This is a genomic window from Streptomyces sp. NPDC041135 (genome assembly GCF_055592085.1).
On the sequence record NZ_JBVIYZ010000006.1, the window covers coordinates 261,352 to 284,193 of the forward strand.

At 74.4% G+C, this 22,842-nt stretch carries 19 protein-coding genes; 8 read left to right on the forward strand and 11 right to left on the reverse strand.

What is annotated here, in order from left to right; genetic code table 11:
• The first annotated feature begins 208 nt into the window (after nucleotides 1–208).
• Nucleotides 209–1,816, forward strand: coding sequence for a subtype B tannase (locus tag ACZ6CZ_RS16945; protein ID WP_469021089.1), 1,608 nt, complete (start codon nucleotides 209–211; stop codon nucleotides 1,814–1,816).
• A gap of 133 nt (nucleotides 1,817–1,949) precedes the next feature.
• Nucleotides 1,950–3,125: a flavin-containing monooxygenase gene (locus ACZ6CZ_RS16950; RefSeq protein ID WP_469021092.1), complete on the forward strand. Its 1,176-nt coding sequence runs from the start codon at nucleotides 1,950–1,952 to the stop codon at nucleotides 3,123–3,125.
• A 22-nt stretch (nucleotides 3,126–3,147) separates the two neighbouring features.
• Here ACZ6CZ_RS16950 and ACZ6CZ_RS16955 read toward each other — a convergent pair whose 3' ends face one another.
• Nucleotides 3,148–4,467: an MFS transporter gene (locus ACZ6CZ_RS16955; protein ID WP_469021094.1), complete on the reverse strand. Its 1,320-nt coding sequence runs from the start codon at nucleotides 4,465–4,467 to the stop codon at nucleotides 3,148–3,150.
• Between the two features lie 94 nt (nucleotides 4,468–4,561).
• On the opposite strand from ACZ6CZ_RS16955, the gene ACZ6CZ_RS16960 reads away from it, so the two are divergent.
• The gene (locus ACZ6CZ_RS16960) at nucleotides 4,562–5,641 is read left to right on the forward strand and encodes a GlxA family transcriptional regulator (protein WP_469021096.1); all 1,080 of its coding nucleotides are present in this window, start codon (nucleotides 4,562–4,564) and stop codon (nucleotides 5,639–5,641) included.
• 376 nt (nucleotides 5,642–6,017) lie between these two features.
• Here the strand turns inward: ACZ6CZ_RS16960 and ACZ6CZ_RS16965 are convergent, their stop codons facing one another.
• The 3 genes from ACZ6CZ_RS16965 to ACZ6CZ_RS16975 all read right to left on the reverse strand — a co-directional run bounded on the left by ACZ6CZ_RS16965 (nucleotide 6,018) and on the right by ACZ6CZ_RS16975 (nucleotide 8,371).
• The gene (locus ACZ6CZ_RS16965) at nucleotides 6,018–6,482 is read right to left on the reverse strand and encodes an ATP-binding protein (RefSeq protein WP_469021648.1); all 465 of its coding nucleotides are present in this window, start codon (nucleotides 6,480–6,482) and stop codon (nucleotides 6,018–6,020) included.
• Between the two features lie 864 nt (nucleotides 6,483–7,346).
• The gene (locus ACZ6CZ_RS16970) at nucleotides 7,347–7,859 is read right to left on the reverse strand and encodes an EF-hand domain-containing protein (RefSeq protein WP_469021099.1); all 513 of its coding nucleotides are present in this window, start codon (nucleotides 7,857–7,859) and stop codon (nucleotides 7,347–7,349) included.
• A 131-nt stretch (nucleotides 7,860–7,990) separates the two neighbouring features.
• The gene (locus ACZ6CZ_RS16975; RefSeq protein ID WP_469021102.1) at nucleotides 7,991–8,371 is read right to left on the reverse strand and encodes an STAS domain-containing protein; all 381 of its coding nucleotides are present in this window, start codon (nucleotides 8,369–8,371) and stop codon (nucleotides 7,991–7,993) included.
• A gap of 355 nt (nucleotides 8,372–8,726) precedes the next feature.
• On the opposite strand from ACZ6CZ_RS16975, the gene ACZ6CZ_RS16980 reads away from it, so the two are divergent.
• Both ACZ6CZ_RS16980 and ACZ6CZ_RS16985 read left to right on the forward strand, forming a co-directional pair.
• Entirely contained in the window at nucleotides 8,727–9,299 is a 573-nt protein-coding gene (locus ACZ6CZ_RS16980; protein ID WP_469021104.1) for a sigma-70 family RNA polymerase sigma factor, read from the forward strand.
• Nucleotides 9,296–10,801, forward strand: coding sequence for a maleylpyruvate isomerase N-terminal domain-containing protein (locus tag ACZ6CZ_RS16985; protein WP_469021107.1), 1,506 nt, complete (start codon nucleotides 9,296–9,298; stop codon nucleotides 10,799–10,801). Before ACZ6CZ_RS16980 ends, ACZ6CZ_RS16985 begins: the two co-directional genes overlap by 4 nt.
• Nucleotides 10,802–10,854: 53 nt before the next feature.
• On the opposite strand, the gene purU is transcribed toward ACZ6CZ_RS16985, so the two are convergent.
• Entirely contained in the window at nucleotides 10,855–11,739 is an 885-nt protein-coding gene (purU, locus tag ACZ6CZ_RS16990; protein ID WP_469021109.1) for a formyltetrahydrofolate deformylase, read from the reverse strand.
• 120 nt (nucleotides 11,740–11,859) lie between these two features.
• Entirely contained in the window at nucleotides 11,860–12,360 is a 501-nt protein-coding gene (locus ACZ6CZ_RS16995) for an SCO4402 family protein (protein WP_469021112.1), read from the reverse strand.
• 117 nt (nucleotides 12,361–12,477) lie between these two features.
• Here ACZ6CZ_RS16995 and ACZ6CZ_RS17000 point away from each other — a divergent pair, with 117 nt between their 5' ends.
• Entirely contained in the window at nucleotides 12,478–13,788 is a 1,311-nt protein-coding gene (locus ACZ6CZ_RS17000; protein WP_469021115.1) for an ABC transporter substrate-binding protein, read from the forward strand.
• 63 nt (nucleotides 13,789–13,851) lie between these two features.
• Here ACZ6CZ_RS17000 and ACZ6CZ_RS17005 read toward each other — a convergent pair whose 3' ends face one another.
• On the reverse strand, nucleotides 13,852–15,579 hold the full coding sequence (locus ACZ6CZ_RS17005; protein WP_469021117.1) for a hypothetical protein: 1,728 nt from the start codon (nucleotides 15,577–15,579) through the stop codon (nucleotides 13,852–13,854).
• A gap of 201 nt (nucleotides 15,580–15,780) precedes the next feature.
• On the reverse strand, nucleotides 15,781–17,166 hold the full coding sequence (locus tag ACZ6CZ_RS17010) for a transcriptional regulator (RefSeq protein ID WP_469021120.1): 1,386 nt from the start codon (nucleotides 17,164–17,166) through the stop codon (nucleotides 15,781–15,783).
• A 264-nt stretch (nucleotides 17,167–17,430) separates the two neighbouring features.
• On the opposite strand from ACZ6CZ_RS17010, the gene ACZ6CZ_RS17015 reads away from it, so the two are divergent.
• On the forward strand, nucleotides 17,431–18,096 hold the full coding sequence (locus ACZ6CZ_RS17015; RefSeq protein ID WP_469021123.1) for a bifunctional DNA primase/polymerase: 666 nt from the start codon (nucleotides 17,431–17,433) through the stop codon (nucleotides 18,094–18,096).
• Between the two features lie 85 nt (nucleotides 18,097–18,181).
• On the opposite strand, the gene ACZ6CZ_RS17020 is transcribed toward ACZ6CZ_RS17015, so the two are convergent.
• Nucleotides 18,182–19,042 (reverse strand): alpha/beta fold hydrolase, encoded by an 861-nt coding sequence (locus ACZ6CZ_RS17020; protein ID WP_469021126.1) that lies wholly within the window; start codon nucleotides 19,040–19,042, stop codon nucleotides 18,182–18,184.
• A 481-nt stretch (nucleotides 19,043–19,523) separates the two neighbouring features.
• Complete coding sequence (locus ACZ6CZ_RS17025; protein WP_469021128.1) at nucleotides 19,524–20,216, reverse strand: metal-dependent transcriptional regulator; 693 nt, start codon at nucleotides 20,214–20,216, stop codon at nucleotides 19,524–19,526.
• A gap of 268 nt (nucleotides 20,217–20,484) precedes the next feature.
• Here ACZ6CZ_RS17025 and ACZ6CZ_RS17030 point away from each other — a divergent pair, with 268 nt between their 5' ends.
• A complete protein-coding gene (locus tag ACZ6CZ_RS17030) occupies nucleotides 20,485–21,240 on the forward strand; it encodes an SIS domain-containing protein (protein ID WP_469021130.1) in 756 nt (251 codons plus the stop codon).
• A gap of 17 nt (nucleotides 21,241–21,257) precedes the next feature.
• On the opposite strand, the gene ACZ6CZ_RS17035 is transcribed toward ACZ6CZ_RS17030, so the two are convergent.
• Entirely contained in the window at nucleotides 21,258–22,748 is a 1,491-nt protein-coding gene (locus ACZ6CZ_RS17035) for a PAS domain-containing protein (protein WP_469021132.1), read from the reverse strand.
• Nucleotides 22,749–22,842: the final 94 nt, after the last annotated feature.

The window sequence follows — 22,842 nt, forward strand, 5'->3', positions numbered from 1 at the left end:
CCGGCCCGTCCGCCGGTGTCCGGACGCCGTCCGCAAGGCGGGGCCGGGGCGGGATTCGCTGTGCGTCGCCCCGGAGGCTGTGGGTCCGCCGTGAATCGGCGTGTGAGGGCCGTGGATTGTTGACGATTTTGTCGGCAGGGTCGTACGTTCGCCGGGCACGGCCGGAACACCCGCAGCGACGAGAGGCAGCAAGGTGAAGCACAAGGCAGTGAAGCGCAGGAGCGTCGTCCTGGGCATCGGGGCCACCGCCGGGGTCGCGGCGGTCGGCGGTGTCGCCCTGACCGCGCAGGCGAGCGGATCGGCGGCCGCCGCGGCCACGGCGGCCTCCCCGGGTTCCCTCGTCTTCGACCCGGACGGCTACACGAGGAAGACGAAGACGATCACGGACGCGAGCGGCACCGCCCACGCCGTGACCTACCACTTCTGGCGGGCGGTCCCCTACGTCGCCGAGCCGGTCGACGTGACGTACCAGTCCCTGAACGTCAGCGTCCCGGTCGAGATCGACGGCAGGGCGGTCGACGCGTCCGGCGCACCCATCCTGTTCGCCAACTCCGTCGGCGGGTACATGCCGTCCTCCGTGGCGGACGCCACCGGGATCGGCGGCGCGGGCGGCATGACCCCGCCCGGCGGCACCGCCCCCGCCGGCGCCACGCCGAGCCCGGTGGCCTCCAACGCCACCGGCCAGACCAACGCCACCGGCGGCGCGCTCAACTCCAACCAACTCCTGGCCCTGGCCGCCGGGTACGTCGTCGTCGAGCCCGGGGCCCGCGGCCGCACGCTGAAGAACGCCGCCGGCGCGTACTACGGCACCGCCCCGGCCGCGATCGTCGACCTCAAGGCGGCGGTGCGCTACCTCAGGTTCAACAAGGGCCGCATCCCCGGCGACACCGACCGGATCGTCTCCGCCGGCACCAGCGCGGGCGGCGCCCTCTCCGCGCTGCTCGGCGCCTCCGGCGACAGCCCGCTCTACGACGCCCACCTCGCGGAGATCGGCGCCGCCGACGCCAGCGACGCCGTCTTCGCGACCGGCGCCTGGTGCCCGATCACCGACCTGGAGCACGCCGACGGCGCCTACGAGTGGAACTGGGGCGGCAACGCCCTCGGCACCGGCGAGCAGGTCGACCAGAGCGTCTCCCGGCACCTGCGGGCGCAGTTCGCCGAGTACCAGGCGTCGCTGAAGCTGCGCGGCCTGAACGGCTTCGGACCGCTCACCGCCCGCACCTACGACACGTACCTGCTCAAGCAGTACCTGGAGCCCTCGGCCGGCCGGTACCTCGCCGGCCTGCCGGACTCCGCGCGGACCGCCTACCTGAGCGCCAACCCGTTCATCGACTGGGACGGCCGCAAGGCCACGTTCGGCTGGTCGGACTTCCTCACCCACGTCGGCGCCCGGAAGAAGACCGTCCCCGCCTTCGACGCCTTCGACCTGTCGACCGGCGAGAACAACGAGTTCGGCGCCGGCACCACCCAGGCCCGGCACTTCACCGCCTACGGCCTGAAGAACGACACCACCGGTGTCACCGCCAAGCGCCTCGCCGGCGACATCCCCGAGCTGCTGCGCCTGATGAACCCGATGTACCACCTGGTGCACCGGCCCAACCCGAACCGTTCCCGGCACTGGTGGATCAGGCTAGGCACCAAGGACTCCGACACCTCGCTGACGGTCTCCGCCAACCTCGCCGCCGCCGCCGGCGCCCTCGGCGACGACGTCAGCCACCTCTACTACTGGGACCAGGGCCACGGCGCCAACACCGACCCGGGGGACTTCATCACCTGGATCGGCGAGGTCTGCGGCCACCGGGGCGCCGGGGGCTGACCGCCCGCGCTCGCGGGAGCGGCGGTGCGCGCGGCCCGTGCGGCCGGGCGCGCCGCCCAGCCGTGACCGATCCGCAACCAATTCCCATCTTGACCGAGACCCATCAAGCTGATGTGGGATTACGCTCCCGCTCATGGCCGACTCGCGTGCCCCCGGGCACCTCCTCTCCACCCCCGCCGACCGCCCCGTCTACGTCATCGGTGCCGGCCCCGGCGGACTCGCCGTCGCCCACGCGCTGCGGGCGCGCGGCGTGCGGGCCGTGGTCCTGGAGAAGTCCGACCGGGTCGCGTCGTCCTGGCGGGGCCACTACGACCGGCTGCGGCTGCACACCACCCGCCGCCTGTCGGCGCTGCCCGGCCTGCCGATGCCCCGCCGGTTCGGCCGCTGGGTGTCCCGGGACGACGTGGTGCGCTACCTGGAGAAGTACGCCGAGCACCACGAGCTGGAGATCGTCACCGGTGTGGAGGTGTTCCGCGTCGAGCGGGCCGCCGACGGCGACGGCTGGGTGCTGCGCGCCTCCGGCGGCCGGGAGCTGACCGGCCGCGCCGTGATCGTCGCCACCGGCCACAACCACACCCCGCGGGTGCCCGACTGGCCGGGCCTCGAGTCCTACGGCGGGGAGTTCCGGCACGCCGCCGAGTACCGCAACGCCGAGCCGTACGCCGGGCGGGACGTCCTGGTCGTCGGCGTCGGCAACACCGGCGCGGAGATAGCCGCCGACCTGGCGGAAGGGGGCGCGGCCCGGGTACGGCTGTCCGTGCGCACCGCCCCGCACATCGTGCGCCGCTCGACCGCCGGCTGGGCCGCCCAGTACACCGGTGTCCTGGTACGGCGGCTGCCGGTCGGGCTGGTCGACCGGCTGGCCGTGCCGATGGCCCGGCTGAGCGTGCCGGACCTGTCCGCACACGGGCTGCCGCGCCCGCGCACCGGCCTGTACAGCAGGGTGCGCGAGGGGGCCGTCCCGGTCCAGGACGTCGGCCTGATCGACGCCGTCCGCCGGGGCCGGGTGGAGGTCGTGGCCGCCGTGGAGGCGTTCGAGGACGGCAAGGTCGTGCTCGCCGACGGGGAGCGGATCACGCCCGACGCGGTCGTCGCCGCCACCGGCTACACCCGGGCGCTGGAGGGCCTGGTCGGCCACCTCGGCGTGCTGGACGGCCGGGGCCGGCCCGTCGTGCACGGCGCCCGCAGCCCGCGCGACGCTCCGGGCCTGTACTTCACCGGGTTCACCAACCCCATCAGCGGCATGTTCCGGGAACTGGCCATCGACGCACGGAAGATCGCCAAGGCGGTCGCCGCGCGCCGGTCGTGACACCCGCCGCGCTCCCCCGGTGTCAGGCCGGCGCGGGCAGCGGGACCGGGCGGCGCCGGATCACCAGGGCCATCAGGGCGGCCGCCGCGCACAGGGCGCCGGCCGCGTACCAGACCATGTCGTAGGAGCCGAAGACGTCACGGGCGACGCCGCCGAGGAAGGCGACGAGGGCGGCGCCGACCTGGTGGGAGGCGAGCACCCAGCCGAAGACGATGGCGCTGTCCTCGCCGTACTGCTCGCGGCACAGCGCCAGGGTCGGGGGCACGGTGGCGACCCAGTCGAGGCCGTAGAAGACGATGAAGAAGATCATCGGCGGGTGGACCGACGAGGCCAGCAGCATCGGCAGGAACAGCAGGGAGACGCCCCGCAGGGCGTAGTAGACGGCGAGCAGGCGGCGCGGTTCGAAGCGGTCGGTGAACCAGCCGGAGGCGATGGTGCCGACCACGTCGAACACCCCGATGACCGCCAGCAGCGAGGCCGCCGCGGTGACGGGCATGCCGTGGTCGTGGGCGGCGGGCACGAAGTGGGTCTGGACCAGGCCGTTGGTGGAGGCGCCGCAGATCGCGAAGGTGCCGGCGAGCAGCCAGAACGGCCCGGTGCGCACCGCGGACAGCAGCACGGTGACGGTGCGGCGGGCGGCGCCGGGGGCCGGGGGCGGCTTCGGCACGAACTCCGTCGCGCCGTACGGCTTCAGGCCCACGTCGGCGGGGTGGTCGCGCAGCAGGAGCCAGACGAACGGGACCACGGCGAGCGCGGCGAGGGCCACCGTCACGGCCGCCGGGCGCCAGTCGTGGGTCTCGATCATCCAGGACAGCAGCGGCAGGAAGATCAGCTGGCCGGAGGCGGAGGCGGCGGTGAGGATGCCGCTGACCAGGCCGCGGCGCGTGGTGAACCAGCGGTTGGTGACCGTCGCGGCGAAGGCGAGGGCCATGGCGCCGCTGCCCAGGCCGACCAGCACGCCCCAGCACAGCAGCAGTTGCCAGGCCGCCGTCATCCACACGGTCAGGCCCGAGCCGAGCGCGATCACGGTGAGCGCGACGGCGACCACCCGGCGGATGCCGAAGCGGTCCATCAGCGCGGCGGCGAAGGGCGCGGTGAGCCCGTACAGCGCGAGGTTGACGGAGACGGCGGCGCCGATCGTGCCGCGCGACCAGCCGAAGTCGTGGTGCAGCGGGTCGATGAGCAGACCGGGCAGGGAGCGGAAGGCCGCGGCGCCGATGATCGTGACGAAGGTGACGGCGGCGACGAACCAGGCCCGGTGCACACGGGAGGGGCGGGCGGGTCCGGGCTGCCGGGGTGCGGCGGCTGCCGCTGCGGCCGCGGCTTCGGTTGTCTGGGTCACGTCACCGAGCTTGCTCGCCGCGGCCGGCGCCAACGAGTGGCCCGGGGGACAGCATTCGCTGGGATCGGGCCACCGGTTGCGGCAGGATGGGGTCATGGACCACGGCCAGGAGCCCCCTCGACGGCGTCCGCACCGCGTCGTCGTGCTCGCCCTCGACGGGCTGCTCCCCTTCGAACTGGGCATCCCGCACCGCATCTTCGGCCGCCCCCGGGACACGGAGGGGCGGCATCTGTACGAGGTGGTGACCTGCTCGGTGCGACCGCCCGGGCCGGTCGAGACGGACGCCGACTTCGCCGTCCACGTCCCGCACGGGCCGGAGGCGCTGGCCACCGCCGACACGGTGATCGTCCCGGCGTCGTACGAACTCGGCCCGGTCTTCGAGGAGGGCAGGCTGACCGAGGAGCTGGCCGCCGCCCTCGCGTTCGTCCGCCCGGGCACCCGGCTCGCCTCCATCTGCACCGGCGTCTACGTCCTGGCCGCCGCCGGACTCCTCGACGGCCGCCCGGCGACCACGCACTGGGCCGACGCCGAGCGCTTCCAGCGGCTGTTCCCCCGCATCCGGGTCGACGCGGACGTCCTGTTCGTCGACGACGGCGACGTGCTGACCTCGGCGGGGGTGGCCGCCGGCATCGACCTGTGCCTGCACATGGTCCGCCGCGACCACGGCACGGCGGTCGCCAACGACATCGCCCGGCGCACGGTCGTACCGCCCCACCGCGACGGCGGCCAGGCCCAGTACATCCACCGCCCGGTGCCGGACCCGCAGCTGGCGACCACCACCGCCGCCCGCGCCTGGGCGCTGGAGCGGCTGCACGAGCCGCTCCAGCTGCGCGACCTGGCCGAGCGGGAGGCCATGTCGGTGCGCACCTTCACCCGCCGGTTCCGCGAGGAGACCGGCATCAGTCCGGGCCAGTGGCTCACCCAGCAGCGCGTGGAGCGCGCCCGCCGGCTGCTGGAGTCCACCGGCCTCTCCGTGGACCAGGTCGCCCGGGACGCCGGCTTCGGCACGGCCCAGTCGATGCGCCAGCACCTCCAGCAGGCGCTCGGTGTCACGCCCACGGCGTACCGGCGGACGTTCCGGACGGGCGCGACGGGCGCACCGGTCACGGCGGCGGACGAGGCGGCGGTCACGGCGGCGGACGAGGCGGCGGTCGAGGCCGTCACGGCGGGCTGATCGGCGGGAGGGCCGGGGTCCGCTGTCCCGAGAAGTTGTCCACAGGCTGTGGAGAAACGGGGGCGGCGCGTGCGTCGGGGGCGGTGCGGCAGTCCGGGCGGCGGCGCGCCGCGGCCCGCCCCGAGCACGGTCCCACGCGCCGCCGTCCGGCTCGACCCACACTCGGCGAGGACCCCGTCACCCGGGTCCTCGCCGTCCCCTCACGGCGAATCGCTGAGCACCAGCGTGATCACCCGGTCACGAGCCGTCAACAGCCGCGCGGAGAAATGTCACTTACGCCCCTTTTCGCGGGACCCGCGCACGGATGCACCACCCGGCGCACCCCGCACGCGTGGAGTCGCACGGCGGGGTCACACGGCGAGGTCACACGGCAAGGTCACACGGCTTCGAACGCCAGGCCCTCGAACGCGGAGAGGCCGCCCCCACGGGTCACGGCCACACCCGGCCGGGGTCCGTCGCAGCGGTCCAGTTCGCACCAGATGCGCTTGCCGGCGCCCTCGGCATGCCAGCCCCAGCGGTCGGCCAGGCAGTCGACGAGCGCCAGGCCCCGGCCGCCGGTGGCGTCATCGTCCGCACAGCGCGGCACCGGCGCACCGGTACTGCCGTCGGCCACCTCCAGGCGGACCGGGACCGACTCCGCCGCCGTCCCCGGCAGGGAGAGGCGCAGCACGGCCGGGCAGCCGGTGTGCACGACGGCGTTGGTGACCAGCTCGGAGACGAGCAGGATCAGGATCTCGGCCAGTGACTCGTCGGCCGCTATCCCCGACCCGGCGAGCCGGGAGCGGGTCCACCGCCTGGCCCGCCCCACCTCCGCGGGGTCGGGCCGGATCTCCAGCTGCACTTGAAGCACCTGCACCGCTCACACCATCCGAACCGGCGGACACATGACCCCGCGCCGCAGGAATGCCACGACGCAGTTCGCGACGGACACCACGACGAGGGCCACGATCGTAGCCATTTTCTGCATGGCCAGAACAACGGCCAGAGCTGGGGTAACGGAACGTGATTTCCTCGCGCCACAGCATGGTTGACGTACAGTCACGCCAACAAGCGCTTCGGGCATATTCCAGCGCGAAGGAGTACGCGTACGGCATACTGTGCGACGCTCGCGCCGAGGAGTCGAACAGGCCGGAAACCGCGGTCCGGCAGCCCTGCGCACCCTGCGAGCGGCGGCGAGCACCGCGGTCCGCGGAGCTGCCCCAGGGGCACCACCGGCATGGCTCTTGCTCGGAACCACTCGCATCCCACACAAGGTACCCGAGGGCCCGCCCGACTCCGGTCGGTGACGAGTCACGCCTGGGACACAACCCGGTCTCGACGCTGCGTGACGCCGGAGCGCCACGGAGCGTGACCTCCGGTGCGGCCGGACCCCCGACGCCGCAGCGCAGCGCGGTACGCGCACCCCGGCCGGGGAGAGCGACGGCGAGCGGTCCGTCACTGGGCGCGTCCAGGCGGCCGCCCGTCGGGAAGGTGCCCGAGGGCGGCCGAACTGCTCGCGGGCCCGGGCGTGTTGCCCGGGCGGCCCGCACACGCCCCCGGCCGTGCCCGGGTGTTCGCCGCCCGGCACCACCCGGTGCCGGTGAGGGCCGTTCGGGGACGGTGACGGCCGTTCGGGGACGGTGACGGCCGTTCGGGGACGGTGACGGCCGTTCGGGGACGGTGACGGCCGTTCGGGGACGGTGACGGATCGTCCGGGGACGGTGGGCTATTCGGGGACCGTGAAGTAGCGGGCGAAGGCCGGGATGATCTCCGCCTCGCCGATCCTGCCGTCACCGTCGGTGTCGAGCGCCGCGGCGGCCGCCTCCGCGACCTCCTCGGGCACCCTCAGGACACGCAGCACGCGCGCGGTGTCCGCGATCGTCGCCCCGCCGTCCCCGTCGGCGTCCGCCACGGCCAGCGCGGCGTGCAGGAACGGACGGGCGATCTCCGCGAACCGCTCCGGGTTGTCGCGCAGCCGCTTGACCGCGCCGGTGACGAACTCCGCGCGGGTGATGCGCTGGTCGCCGTCCCGGTCCGCGATGCCCGCCATGCCCTGCCAGAAGGCCTCCGCGCCGGCGTACAGCGCCTGGCCCCGGTCGGAGCGGGCCGGGGTGGCGAACTCGGCGAGGAGCGCCTTGGCCGCCGCGCTGAAGTCCCCGCGGTCGATGTACCCGTTGCCGTCCTGGTCGAAGGTGGCGAACCGGTCGGCGATCCTGCGCTCGTACTCGCTGCTGACCATGTCTCTTCGGACCGCCTTACGTCATGTGGGGTGCGTCTGGCAGGGAGCGTACGACGCGGGTGGCCTCCGGGAAGCGGGAAAGCGTCCCTTGTGCCAAGACCGGGGGAATTCCGGGAGAACGCGCCACCGTGTCACGCGGAGAGCGGGTCGGCCTCCTCGGTGGTGGCGGCCTCGAGGTCGGGATAGACCTCGAACAGGCGCCGTACCCCGAGGGCGCCGAGGACCCGGTTGACGTGGGAGCCGTCGGTCGCGCCCTGCGCGGGCAGTATCAGCCGCAGCCTGCCCTGGCAGGAGCGGATCAGCCTGCGGGAGGCGATCAGGACGCCCACGCCGCTGGAGTCGCAGAAGAAGACGTCGGAGAGGTCCAGGACCAGCGCGTGGCGGCCCTCCGCGACCACGTCGTGCACCCGCTGGCGCAGCATCGGGGACGTCACCAGGTCCAGTTCCCCGGACACCTGGAGCACGGCCCACTCGTCCTGTTCGACACCGGTCACCTTGAAAGCCACGGCCATGCCCTCCGCTCGCCGGATCTGCCGGATGTCCCGGAACCGTCCGGACCCACCTGGAAACGGAAGCAGTTCCTACGCTTCATTTCGCGCGGCTGCCCAGCGGCCGTTCCCTGAAACCCCGGGCGGCAAACGGACGGTGATCAACAACAGGTCTATTTCAGTCACTTACGATCCTCTTTGATCGAAGGTAGACCTTAAATGGACGTCTCCTCGCGTGAAGGAACTGTGAAAGGGCACTATCACCTGCGGCCCTTCCAGGGGCGCGCATTGACACAAAGGGGCGTGCGCCGTCGGAGGTGCCGACTACATTCGTGGAGACGGTGACGAGAGGCTGGACACACGCGAGGGGAGGGGTCGTATGACCAAGAAGGACGCACCACCCCGCTGGGACCGCAAGATGCAGCAGCGGCTCGCGCGCGGTGAGGCGGCCGCCCTCGGTGAGCTGTACGACCGGTTCGCCTCGCTCGTGCACGGCCTGGCGCACCGCGTGCTCGGCGACGAACGGGCCGCCGACGGCGTGACGCGCGAGGTGTTCGCCCATGTCTGGGAGCACCCCGACCGCTACGACCCCCGGCAGGGCCCCCTGCGCTCCTGGGTGGCCACGCTGACCCACCGGCTGGCCGTGCAGCGCCTGCGCGCCACCGAGGCCGCCGCACTGCCACCGGGCGGGGGCGGCTCCACGGAGGAGCTGGAACGCAAGGTGCGGCACGCCTCGGTGGCCGCCCGCGCCGACTTCATCGTCCACTCCATGCCGGCGCCGCTGCGCGCCGCCCTGGAACTGGCTTATTTCCAGCGCCGCGACTACCGCCAGACCGCCGCCGACCTCGGTGTCACCGAGGACGAGGCACGCCGCCGGCTCCGCCTCGGACTGCAGTTGCTGTCCACCGCCCACGACGCCGGGACAGCACCGGGATACGGAGGTGCCGCGTGACCGGCGCCGAGCGGTTCGAGGAGCGCGACGGCCCCGGGGAGCCCCCGCGGGACGGCCCCGGCGCCCAGGAGGGCCCGGGCGGTCCCGGCGGTCCCGGTGACCCTGGCGGACCTGGCGGACCCGGTCGCACAGCGGACGGCTCCGGCAGCGGTCCGGCCGATCCCGTCGGCCCAGGTGGCCCGGGTGGCCCGGGTGGCTCCGGCGGCCCGGGTGGGCCGGGACGCCCGCAGGACGGTTCCGGCGGGGCCGACCCCGCCCGGCCGCCCCGGATACCGCTGCCGCGCGCGTCGGTCGAGGACGGCGGGCAGCCGCTCCCGGACCTGCCCGGCCTGCCCGGCCTGCCCGCCGTACCGGGACCGTCCGGTGCGGACGGCGGGTCCGCCCCGCTCGACCTGCCGCACCAGGTGCTGCGCTCGCTGCTGGGGGCGTGGGCGCTGGCCGCCTGTTCGGCGGCGGAGACGGCGGCCGTGGAGGACCACCTCGGCGCGTGCGGGACGTGCGCGGACGAGGCGCTGCGGCTGCGGGAGGCCGTGGGCCTGCTGCACCAGCCGGAGAGCCTCGACCTGGACCCCGGGCTGCGCACCCGGGTGCTGGACAGCTGCCTGGACCGCCGGCCGCCGCGCATCCCGGTGCCCGGGTGGGCCGCCCCCTACGACGCCGAGAGCGCCCGGCTGGACGCGCTGCTCCAGGACTTCGGGGACTCCGAGTGGCACGCGCCCGTGCGGCTGCGGTGGTTCACGGGGGACGCGGTGACGAGCCGCCGTACGACGGTGGCCGGGGTGATCGCGCACCTGCTGTCGGTGGACGGACTGGTCGCGGTGGCGCTGGGCCTGGAGGACCCGCTGTCCGCCGAGGTGCGCAAGGAGGCGGCGGGCCCGGCCGCCCGCACCGAGGCCTTCTGGCAGGCCTCCCACTTCCCGCCGACCCGCTCCGTACGGGCGCCCTGGCGCGAGCAGAGCCACCACCTGGTGCGGACCGTCTCCTTCACGGGCGGCGGCGCCGGGCGGCTGGAGGTGCCGTACGGCGACTTCCGGCTGCCGCTGCGCGACGCGATGCTGGACCGGGCGTTCGAGTGCTGGGTGCACGCGGAGGACATCGCCGACGCGGTGGACTACCCGTACGCGCCGCCCGCCCCGCGCCATCTGAACCGGATGATCGACCTGGCGGCCCGCATGCTGCCGGCCTCGCTCGCCGCCCGGCGCCGCGCGGGCCTGGCCGGCCCGGGCCGGATCCCGCACCTGGTGGCCGCGGGCGAGCCGGGACGCAGTCTGCGCCTGGAGATCGAGGGCGCCGGCGGCGGGGAGTGGCTGATCCCGCTGGACTCGCCGGGCGCGGTGGGCTCCGCCGACTTCGAGGTCGCCCATGTCGCCCTGGACGGCGTGGAGTTCTGCCGGCTGGCCGCGGGCCATCTGTCCCCGCAGGAGGCGGCGGCCGGCCAGGGCGGCGACCGGGAGGCGATCCGGGACGTGCTGTTCGCGGCGGCGTCGCTCAGCCGGATGTGAGACCCGCCGGGCGACCGGCCGCCGGGCAGGGCCCGGGGCCGCGGCGGCGGGCGCTACGCGAACACGACCGTCCGGCGGCCGTTCAGCAGGATGCGGCGCTCCGCGTGCCACTTCACCGCGCGCGCCAGGGCCTGGCACTCGACGTCCCGGCCGATGGCCACCAGCTGGTCCGGCGTCACGTCGTGGCCCACCCGCTCGACCTCCTGCTCGATGATCGGGCCCTCGTCGAGGTCGGCGGTGACGTAGTGCGCCGTGGCGCCGATGAGCTTCACGCCCCGGGCGTGCGCCTGGTGGTAGGGCTTGGCGCCCTTGAAGCTCGGCAGGAAGGAGTGGTGGATGTTGATGATCCGCCCGCTGAGCTGCTTGCACAGGTCGTCCGAGAGGACCTGCATGTAGCGGGCCAGCACCACGAGTTCGACGTCCTGCTCGCGCACCAGCTCCAGCAGCCGGGCCTCCGCCTGCGGCTTGGTGTCCCTGGTCACCGTGATGTGGTGGAACGGGATGTTGTACGAACCCACCAGTTCGGCGAAGTCGGTGTGATTGGAGACCACGGCCGCGATCTCGACCGGCAGGGCTCCGATCCGCGCCCGGAACAGCAGGTCGTTCAGGCAGTGCCCGAACCTGCTGACCATGAGCACGATCCGCATCTTCTCGTCGGCCCGGTTGAGCTGCCAGTCCATGTGGAAGGAGTCACCGATCGCCGCGAAGCTCGCCCGCAGCTTGTCCACCGTCACCGGGGCCTCGGCGGAGAAGTGGACCCGCATGAAGAACAGACCCGTGTCGTGGTCGCCGAACTGCTGGCTGTCCTCGATGTTGCAGCCGGTCATGAACAAGTAGCTCGACACGGCGTGCACGATGCCCTGCTTGTCCGGGCAGGAGAGCGTGAGGACGTACTGGTCGGCGGGGGCCGCCGCGGCTCGGGTGGACTGCTCGTTCATGCACCACAGGGTCTCACGTCCGGCCCGCGCCCAGGCGGGCCGTCCGTCAGACGGACCCCGCCCGCGGCACCCGGCCGCGGCAGCCGTCGGCGGGGCCGGACCCGGTGCCCGCCGCGCCCGCTACGCGGCGCGGGTGAGGATGCGCAGCACCTCGAGGCTGCGCGGCGCCGCGTCCGGGTCCTCCCCGTCGCTCACCGACATGCGCACGTGCGCGTCCCGCGCCGCCCGCACCGCCTCCGGCCAGGCGTGGTGCTCCAGGTAGGCGGCGACCGGCGCGTCCGGCCCGACCTGGTGCATGATGCGCAGCACCCGCAGGACGGCGGTGTCGACGAGCGCCGCCTCCTGCGAGTCGCGGAAGATCGTGCCGACGTACTTCTCGGCGGACCAGCTGTCCAGCCAGGTGTCCTCCACGAGCCGGTACACGGCGTCGGTGACGTCGCCGAACCCGTCCACGCCGGCCAGCCAGACGTCCCGCTGGAACACCGGATCGGAGAGCATGTGCAGCGCGGAGCGCACATTGCTGCGCCAGCGCCACCACGGCATGTCGTTCAGTGGCATGCCGCCCATGGTGGAGGAGCGACGGCCGCGACGGGAAGAGTTCTCCGAACCTTGCACGGTCATCGATCGTACGTTCCCTTCACCGACGTTCTCACCGGCCCCGGTATTTCACCTCTGCGTCACCTCCCGTTGACCGAGTGTCACTCGCGTGTTCGGGGTGTGCCGGAAGCGTGTCCGTCCATGACCGGCAGGCGACGACTCCGCAGCACATTCCCCACCTCCCTTCCCCGGCCCGTCAGAGCGAGCGCCCTGTCCGCGACCGCGCTGGCCGCCTGCGCGTCGCTGCTCGCCGGGTGCGGACTCGTTCCCGGCGTCACGGGGGGCGCCGGGAACGAGCCGGTCAAGGTGATGACCTGGGCCCCGCAGAAGACCGCGGCCACCAACAAACCCGGCATGCCGGCGATGGCCCGGGCCTACGAGAAGTGGATCAACGCGCGCGGTGGCGTCGCCGGCCACAAGCTCGAGGTGCTGACCTGCAACGACCACAACGACAGTGTGGGTGCCGCGCGCTGCGCCCGGCGCGCGGCGGCCGAGGGCGCCGTGGCCGTCGTCGGCTCCTACAGCCAGTTCGGCGACTCCTACCTCGCCCCGCTGGAGGGCGCCGGCATCCCCTACATCGGCGGCTACGGCGTCACCAGCGAGGAGTTCACCAGCCCGCTGTCCTACCCGGTCAACGGCGGTCAGCCCGCCCTGCTGGCCGGCCTCGGCACGGCGCTCGCCGGGACCTGCGGCCCGGTCTCCCTGGTCCGGCCCGACAGCATCGCGGGCGACGCCCTGCCTGCGCTGCTCGACTCGGGGCTCGAGGCGGGCGGGCACGCGGCCGCCGAGGACCAGCTCGCGGCCGAGGACGCCACCGCCTACGGCGGCCAGGCGCAGCAGGCGCTGCGGTCCGCGACCGGGGACCCGGAGCGCAGGGGCTGCGTGGTGCCCGCGCTCGGGGACCGCACCGACACCTTCATGGACTCCTTCCGCCGCGCCCGCGAGGACTACGGGCCGGTGCGCACCGCGACCGTGCTCGGCAGCGTCGACCAGACGGTGATCGACTCCACGGGCGGGGCGGCGGGGCCGTACGAGGGGGCGTACATCACCGGCTGGTACCCGGTGTCGTCGGACGCCCGCTGGAACGCCATGAAGAAGGTGATCAGCCAGGAGGCCTTCGGCGACAACCGCGTCGACCCCGCGGACGCCGGGGTGCAGACCACGTGGATCGCCTACACCGTGCTGACGGCCGCCGTGGAGCGGATCGGTCACGGCGAGGTGAGCGCCGACTCCGTGCGCCGCACGCTCAACGACGGGCTCAGGGTCGGCACCGGCGGCCTCACCCCGACCCTGCACTGGCCCAGCGAGAGCGCCCTGGCCGCCGTCGGCTTCCCGCGCCTGGTCAACGCCACCGTGACGCTCCAGCTCGTCCGCGGCGGCCGGCTGGTCGCCGCCCGCGGGAGCGGCTTCACCGACATGGCCAAGACGCTGGCCGGCGCGGACCTGGAGTGACGCCGGGGCCGGTGCGGAGCGACGGCGGCGCCGGTCCGGCCGGTCACCGCGGCGCCGGCCGGCTCACAGCTGGGTCGGCTGGCGCTGGGTCAGGCCGTACTGCTTGGCGATCGTGTTCCACAGCGCGGCCGCCTTCACCTTCTGCGCGCTCGCGGTGCCGCTCTCCCGGTTGCCCGCCTGCGTCTCACCGGTGGTGCGGGCCCGGCCCTTGTGGCAGCCCTTGCGGCCACCGACCTGGTCGGCCCACGCCGCGTAGTGCGTGTCGGCGGCCGCCGACGCCTTCCAGGCGCTGGTCAGCGCGGCCGTCAGCTCCGCGTTGCCCGGCAGCCGGTCGACGGACAGCTTGCCCAGGCGGGTGACCAGGCCGGTGCGCTGCCCGGCCGCGTCGCGCAGGTCGGAGGCGGCCTGGGAGAGGTTGGCGCACCGTCTGACGTCGGACACCGCGCTGATCACCGAGGCACGGCTGCTGCCGCTGTCGGAGAGCAGCTGGTCCAGGGCCACGGCCTGCTGCTTCGCCGGGTCGGCGGCGGTGGACGGCGAGGGGGACTCCTGGGTCGCCGGGGAGGAGGCGGCGACCGTCTCGCCGTCCGTGCTCCCGTCCTTGCCGCCGCCGCTGAACAGCGCGCCCGCGCCGACCCCGAGGACGACGAGGCCGACACCCACGGCCGCGATCAACGGCACCCGTGAGCCGGTGCGGCCACCGCGCCCACCGCCCCGGGTCCCGCGCCGCCCGCCACCGTCGCCGTCGCCCGCCGGCGGGCCGTACGACGTCTGCGCCGGGCCGGGCCGGGGGCCCTGCTGCGGATCGAAGCGGGGCATCTGCTGGGTGGAGCCGGCCGGGCCGTCGGCGCCGCCCGCCTCGCTGCGGAAGAGGTTGTCGAACTCGGCCGGCGGCTGCCGCGAGCCGTCCTGCGCTCCCGCCGCGTACGGCGGTATGTACTGCGTGGCCTCGGCGTCCGGGCCCGGTCCGGGCGCGGCCGGCTGCGGCGGCACCGCCCGGCCGAGGAACCGGGTCTCCTCACCGGCGGACTGCGGCGGCACCGACCCGCCCGGCACCGGCGGGAGGTACTGGGTGGCGCCCTCGTCGTGCGCGGGACCCGCCGCGACCGGCGGCAGGTACTGGGTGGCGCCCTCGTCCGCGGGGGCGGCGGGAACGGGCGGCAGGTACTGGGTGGCGCCGTCGGCGGCGGGCGGCAGCGGGGCGCTCACGCCGCCGGGCGTGCCGGGCTCGGCGGGCGGCAGCGGCCGGCTCGCGGCCGGGTAGCCCTGCTGGTAGGCGTCCGCGCCGTACCCCGGGTCCTGGCCGGCGCCGTGCGGGTAGCCGTAGGCCGGTTCCTGCCCGGTGGCGGCGGCGCCGTACGGCTGCTGCGGTGCGCCGGAGCCGTAGGCCCCCTGCTGGGGGATGTCCCGGCCGCCGTAGGACGGGGCGGACGCGCCCTCGGGGGGCAGCGGGCCGGCGCCGTTCCAGGACGGCGGCTGCTGCGGCCCGGGCTGCGGTGCGTACTGCTGCTGGGGCTGCCGCGGTTGCTGGGGCGCGTACTGCTGCTCGGGGGTGTCCCACTGCTGGGCCGCGGCCGGGGGCCAGCCCTGGCCGGGCCCGGCGGACTGCTCCCCGGACTGCTCCGGACCGGGTCCCCACGGCCCGCCCCAGGCCTGACCCTGCGCGGGCGCGGCGGGTACGGGCCCGCCCGCCGTTCCCGGCAACAGGGGCTCGCCTCCGTCGGAGGGCAGCACGATGCCTTCGCGCGCGGGCCGCGCCGAGGGCTCCTCGCCCTGTCCACTCTGCGTCACCGGGACTCCTACGAATGGGGGACTGTCGGAATCGTCGGCTCACGCTACCGGGTCCCCGGAGCCGTCTGCCACGCAGCACGAACGCCCGGCCCTCCACCCTGTGACGGGGGTAACAAAACCGCCCCGCGGCGCGCTGTTCATGGCGCCGCGCGCGATCACGCGCGCGTTCGCCGTGCGTTCACGCGGCCGCGGGGCCGATGTTCACGCGGCCTGCTGAAGGTCCAGCCGCGCTCCGAACTCCCGTACCACCGACTCGTCCCGGAAGGGTTCCAGGCGCTGCTGGAAGTCCTCCAGGTACTCGGCTCCGCGGTTGGAGCGGAGGGTCTCCAGCAGCTCCACCGCCTTCACGCCGGTGGCACAGGCCTGTTCGACCTCGCGCTGCTGCACCTGTGCCGTGGCGAGGAGCACATAGCCGATGGCCCGGCGCCGCACCCGGGACTCGGGATGCCCGGCCAGCGACTGCTCCGCGTACCGGGCGGCGGCCTCGGCCTGCCCCAGGTCGCGGTGGCAGTGCGCCAACTCGTCGGCGAGGTAGGCCTGGTCGAAGTGCGCGATCCACGCCGGGTCGTCCCCGGAGGCGGCGTCGGCCGACTCCATCGCCGCGACCGCCCGGCCGGCCGACGACTGGGCCGCCCGTACGTCACCGAGCAGGGCGTGCCCGCGAGCCTCGGCGGCGTGGAACATGGCCTCCGCGCGCGGGGTGACCCGGCCGCGCGCCCCTTCCTGCGCCGCCCGCGCCAACTGGGCGATCTCACGCGGGTTCCCGAGCTGCGCGGCGAGGTGGCTCATGGACGCGGCGAGCACGTAGCCGCCGTATCCGCGGTCGCCGGCCGCCTGCGCCAGGCGCAGCGACTGGATGTAGTACCGCTGGGCCAGCCCCGGTTGGCCGGTGTCGACCGCCATGTACCCGGCCAGCTCCGTCAGCCGCGCGACGGCGGCGAAGAGGTCCCGGCCCACCGCCTCCCGGTACGAGCCCGCCAGCAGCCCGGAGACGACGCTGTTGAGGTAGTGCACGACGACCGGGCGCACGTGCCCGCTGCCGTACTGGTGGTCGAGGTCGGTCAGCGCCTGGGTCATCGCGCGCACGGCCGCCACGTCGGCCTGCCCCACGCGCGGGCCCGCCTGCCGCGACACCTGCGCGTCGGGCGCGGAGATCAGCCAGTCCCGGCTGGGCTCGACCAGCGCGGAGGCGGCGACGGACGACCCGGACAGGAAGTCCCGCCGGCCCACGTCGCTGCGCCACAGCTCGCAGACCTGCTCGATGGCCCCCAGGACCGTCGGCGAGAACTGCAACCCCACGCCCGAGGCGAGGTTCTTGCCGTTGGCCATGCCGATCTCGTCGATCGTGACCGTCCGGCCGAGCTTGCGCCCGAGGGCCTCGGCGATGATCGCCGGTGCCCGGCCCCGGGGTTGCTGGCCGCGCAGCCAGCGGGCCACCGACGTCTTGTCGTAGCGCAGGTCGAGTCCGTGCTCGGCACCGCACATGTTCACGCGGCGGGCGAGCCCTGCGTTCGAGCAACCCGCCTCCTGGATGAGCGCCTGCAGCCGTTCGTTCGGCTGCCGCGCGACGAGAGGCCTTGCGGCCATGGGCGTACCCCCTGCGAATCCCAGAAGCGAAAAGATCCGGCCGTGAAGATCGATGCCCCGCGGACATACCGAAAATGCGGGACTTGCGAGGATTGCCGGGGTAACGGCGTCTGCTACCCCCCCGGACGTGGCTACCCAGTCCACGCCGCGCTTCCTCCCGCGCGCCCCCGGCCGTGCGCCCATGCGCCCCGGATGCGGGATCGATGCTCCTCCCCCGCGCGCGCCGCGGCCGTAACCACGGGTGGGTGCGGGAGTTGAGTGACCGTGGAAGAGACGATCGCGGGCACCGATGAGACGCAGACGGCCGGGCACATTCCGCAACAGCGGGGGGAATCACTGCTGGAGACGGCCGTGCGGTACACCGAGGAGCGTCACTGGGACGTCCTTCCGGGCACCTGGCTGGAAGCGGTCGACGGGGTGCAGCGCTGTTCCTGCGGCCACGGCGCCTGCCCCGCGCCGGGTGCGCACCCCGCGCGCCCCGACTGGGCGACCCAGGCGACCGGCAGCGCGACCACCGCCCGCCGCATGTGGCAGAAGCGGCCCACCGCGTCGATCCTGCTGCCGACCGGGCGGACCTTCGACGCGCTGTCCGTCCCGGAGAGCGCGGGGTTCCTCGCGCTGGCCCGGATGGAGCGGATGCGGCTGACGCTCGGCCCCGTGACCCTCACCCCGGACCGCCGGATGCAGTTCCTCGTGCTGCCCGGAGCCTGCGCGAAGATCGGTGACCTGGTGCGCAGGCTGGGCTGGTCGTCCTCCTCGCTCGACGTGGTGGCGCTGGGCGAGGGCGGTTACGTCGCCGCGCCGCCGACCCGCTTCGGCTCCCGCGGGGCGGTGCAGTGGGTGCGCCGGCCCACCCCGGCCAACCGGTGGCTGCCGGACGCCGAGGAGCTGATCTCACCGCTCGCGTACGCGTGCGGGCGGGACCGCTGAGGACCCGGTCTCCGCGCGGCTCTCCCGGGGCCCGGTCCGGGATCCGTCGGGGCTCGGTCCGGCTCGGTCCGGGCTGAGTCAGGGCTCAGTCCGGGCGGTCGACGCGGTCCAGGAAGGGTTCGATCGCCGCCCGCCAGGCCTCGGGCTGGTCGTAGTGGACCAGGTGACCGGCGTCGGCGACCTCCGCGTACTCGCCGAGGGGCAGGACGCGGACCATCTCCTGGGCCTCCGCGCGGCCCAGTTCGCCGTCCAGGCCGCGGACCACCAGGGCCGGGCAGCGCACCTGGGCCAGCTCCTCCCAGTGGGCGTCGTAGACCCAGGCCTCCCGGGACGCCAGCATGCGCTCCGGCTCGAAGACGGGGCGCCAGCCGTCGGGTGACTCCTGCATGACCTCGGCGTAGAACTCGCCGCGGGCGGGGTTGGGGCGCTCCACCCAGGGATCGTCCTCGCCGAACCACTTGCGGACGTCGGCGAGGGTGGCGAAGGGCACGGGCCAGGACGTGAACCAGTCGGCCCACTCGCGCTGCGAGGCCGCGCCGAGCGCGGAGGCCCGCATGTCGCAGATGATCAGACCGCGCACCAGGTCGGGGCGTTTCGCGGCGAGCTGCCAGGCGGTCAGCGCGCCCATGGCGTGCCCGATGAGGACGGCCGGGGCGAGGCCGAGCTGCTCCAGGGCGGCCTCGGCGTCCCCGACGTAGGCGTCGCGGGTGTAGGCGGCCCCGGGCGGCTTCTCGCTCTGGCCGTGGCCCCGCTGGTCGAGCGCGACGGCCCGGTGGCGCCCGGAGAGCCAGCGGGCGGTGGACGCCCAGTGCGAGGCGCGGCCCATCAGGCCGTGCAGTAACAGCACCCCGGGGCTGTTCTCCGGTTCCCGTTTGGGCGGGTCGGCGAACTCCCAGGCGGCGAGGCGCACACCACCCGTTCCCGTCACGTCGCTACGCCGTGCCATGGGCCTGGCACCCCCCTCGCTCCGCCTGCCTCGTCCTGCCGTCGCTTCAGCCGACACTATCGAATGGGCATTCGAGAATTCTCTCTCCGTGGTCAACACCCCTCGTTCGAGTGACACCGCTCAAGGAATGATCGGCGCCGCCGAGGGGACTTTCCTTACAGGGAGGCGGACCGCTCGGGGACATCGGTCCGAAGGGAATGACCCTGGGAGCTCGGGGCTCCGGGTCAGTACGGGGGAGGACAGGCCCCGGCGCCGCAAGGTGCCGGGGCCCTCTCCGTGCCCGCGCCGACGACCGCCGCCGCGGCCGGCAGGGCTGCGGCGCGTACGGCTGCGGCTGGTGCGACTGCTGCGGCACGTCCACCCCCGGTCATATGCCTCTTGCCCAAGCCTGGCACGCGCGGCGCCGGGGCGCTGCGGTCCGGCGCCGCGAATTCCGGGTGGATCCGGCGGTCACCGGCAGCAGCCGCCGGGCCCGGCCGGCTCAGCGTTTGGCGACGAAGACGTGGGAGGCGACGTCCGCCTCCAGTTCCGCGGCCTCGCCGCCGCTGCCGACCAGCACCCCGCCCGGGGACTCCGTCACGCTGACCACCGAACCGGGCTGCACGCCCGCCCGGCGCAGCGTGTACATCAGCTGCGCGTCCGTCTGGATCGGCTCGCCGATGCGGCGTACGACGACCGTCTTGCCGTCGGCGCCCGGGTCGAGGTCGGCCAGCGACACCATGCCCTCGTCCAGGAACGGGTCGGCCCCGTCCTTCTCGCCCAGCTCCTCGAGGCCCGGGATCGGGTTGCCGTAGGGCGACTCGGTGGGGTGGCGCAGCAGCTCCAGGACGCGGCGCTCCACGGCCTCGCTCATCACGTGCTCCCAGCGGCACGCCTCCGCGTGCACCTGCTCCCACTCCAGGCCGATCACGTCGACGAGCAGGCATTCGGCCAGCCGGTGCTTGCGCATCACGCGCGTGGCCAGCCGGCGGCCCTCGTCCGTCAGCTCCAGATGACGGTCGCTGGCCACGGACACCAGGCCGTCGCGCTCCATGCGCGCCACCGTCTGGCTCACCGTCGGCCCGCTCTGGTCGAGCCGCTCCGCGATGCGGGCGCGCATGGGGACGACGCCTTCCTCTTCGAGTTCGAGGATGGTGCGGAGATACATCTCCGTGGTGTCGATCAGTCCGGACATACGTGCCCCTCGATTACCTTCGGCCGGAAGCTCACCGCTCGCCGGCGCGTGCGCTGGCCCTGGATTCAATTCTGACGCATACCACTGACAACCGTGCCGCGCGTCCGAAACCATACGGGGGCGGACCACACGGTGGCGGACCACATGGGCCGGACCCCCAGGTGCCGCCGGGCCGGGGACCGGCGGCGCGGCGCTCCCGCCGTATTGACAGCGCACTGGTCCAGACCGCACGGTGATCCGCGACACAGACGCTGCGAAGGGGCACCGCATGAGCGACGGTACGCCGGCCGGCCAGTTCTTCGACGCCGCCATCGGCCTGCTGCGACAGGTCCGCGACGAGGAGGCGGAGTCGATCGCGGCGGCCGGCGCCCTGCTCGCCGACACCGTCGCCGCCGGCGGCCGCCTCTTCGCCTTCGGCGCCGGGCACTCCTCCCTCGCCGCCCAGGACGTCGTCTACCGCGCCGGCGGCCTGGCCCTGATGAACCTGTTGGCGGTGCCCGGGGTCGTCGGCGTCGACGTCGTCCCCGCCACCCTCGGCTCCGCCCTGGAACGCGTCGACGGCCTCGCCGCAGCCGTCCTGGACACCTCACCGGTCCGGGCCGGCGACACCCTGGTGATCGTCTCCCTCTCCGGCCGCAACGCCCTGCCCGTGGAGATGGCGCTCAACGCCCGCGCCCTGGGGCTGCGGGTGATCGGGGTGACGTCGGTGGCGTACGCGGAGCAGACCAAGTCGCGGCACGCCTCCGGGACGTTCCTGAAGGACCACTGCGACATCGTCCTCGACTCCAAGATCGCGGTCGGCGACGCGGAACTCACCCTGGACACCGTCCCCGCGCCCTTCGCACCCGCCTCCACCGTGGTCACCACCGCCCTCCTCCAGGCGGTCATGGCCACGACCGCCGCCCTCCTGGCCGACCGCGGCATCGAGCCCCCTCTGCTGCGCTCCGGGAACGTCGACGGCGGCCACGAGTGGAACGGCCGGGTCATGGAGGAGTACGGCGACCGGATCTTCTACCGCCGCTGAGGCTTCAGGAGCCTGCTTCAGGGACCCGCTTCGGAGTCCGGCCGGGCCGTCAGCGCCGCCGCCAGGTCCAGCGCCGCCGCGATCCGCACCGCGACGTCCTCCGCGTACACCGCGTCGGGGCGCTCGAAGCGGCTGCGCCCGGCGCCGCGCAGGAAGGTCACCACGCCCAGCGTCCGGCCCCGGCTGCGCAGCACCGCGCACAGGGCGTGCACCGCGTCCTGCGGCCACTGCCGGGCCAGCGCCCACTCCCGCGCCCGCTCCGCCGGGACGTCCCCGGCGTCCGCGCGCACCATCCCGGCCCGCTCGACGCACTGCAACGCCGGATGCCCCTCCTCGTAGCGCACCGGCAGGCCGGCCGCCCCGGTGAGCGGGCTGGGCCCGGGCGCTCCGGAGGGCGTGGCGGCGATCCGCACCAGCCGTACGGGGGCCGCCGTACCGGCGTCGCGCGCGTGCGGGCCCTCGGGGCCGTCGGCCCGGGCGCCGCCCGCCAGCCGGTCGACCAGGGCGTGATCGGCGAATCCGGCCAGGGCGAAGTCCAGGTGGACGGTGGCCGCCTCGGCCGGGTCCTCGCACTCGGCCGCGGCGCGGGCGGCCCGGTGCAGCTGGCTGGTGCGGAAGCGCAGCAGGGAGGCCTCCTGCTCGCCCTGCTTGGCCTCGGTGACGTCCAGGAAGAACCAGCCCACGCCGAGCGGCACCGGTTCCTCGGTGAGCGGCGACGCCAGCCGCAGGAACCCGCTGCGCCAGCACCGCCGCTTCTCGCCCTCGGGCGTGCGCACGCTCACCCACATCTCGGCCGGCGCGGGCGGCGCGCCCTCCCCCAGGACGTGCGTGAGGGCGCTCTCCAGGTCCTCCACACCCTGTGCGAGCAGCTCGCCCAGGGGCCGGCCCAGCACCGAGGTGCGCCCGATGCCCAGGGCACGCGCGGCGTGCGCGTTCACGACGGCGGGCCGCAGGTCGGCGTCGACCAGGACGACCCCCCAGGCCGCGTCCTCGAACAGAGCCTCGCTGAGCGCGATCGACCGCTCCAGGTCGATCTGGGTGTGCACCTCACTGAAGGCGCAGTAGACGCCCGCGGGCTTGCCGTCCGGTCCGCGTACGGCCGCGGACTGAGTGCGCACCAGCACCCGTCCGCCGTCCTTGGTGACCAGCGCGAACTCGTGCACCTGGCGGCCGGGCGCGTGCATGGCGGACAGCAGCCGCGCCGCGACGTCCTCGGCGTCGGCGCTACGCACCGCCCAGCCGGCGAAGCCCCGCCGCCCGACGGCCTCGGCCGCGCTCCAGCCCAGGATGCGCTCCGCCTCGCGGTTCCAGTGGGTGACGACACCGTCGGCGTCGAAGGCGCACAGTGCCGCGTCCATGCCGTCCAGCAGGGCGGCGAGCAGGTCGGAGCCGCCCGGGTCCTCCGGGCCGCCACCACCCCGTGGACCGTCCGGGCCCGGGCCACCGCCGCGCTCGGGCTCGTCGGGCCCCAGCTCGTCGGTGGTCCCACTTCGCCGGGAAGCACTCACCTGGACCCCCTGCAGGCTGCGTCCGCACGTAAGGCGCTGTTCACTCGCCGCTCTTCATTCAACTCGAACGTGACGCAGCCCACACCGTGTTCCC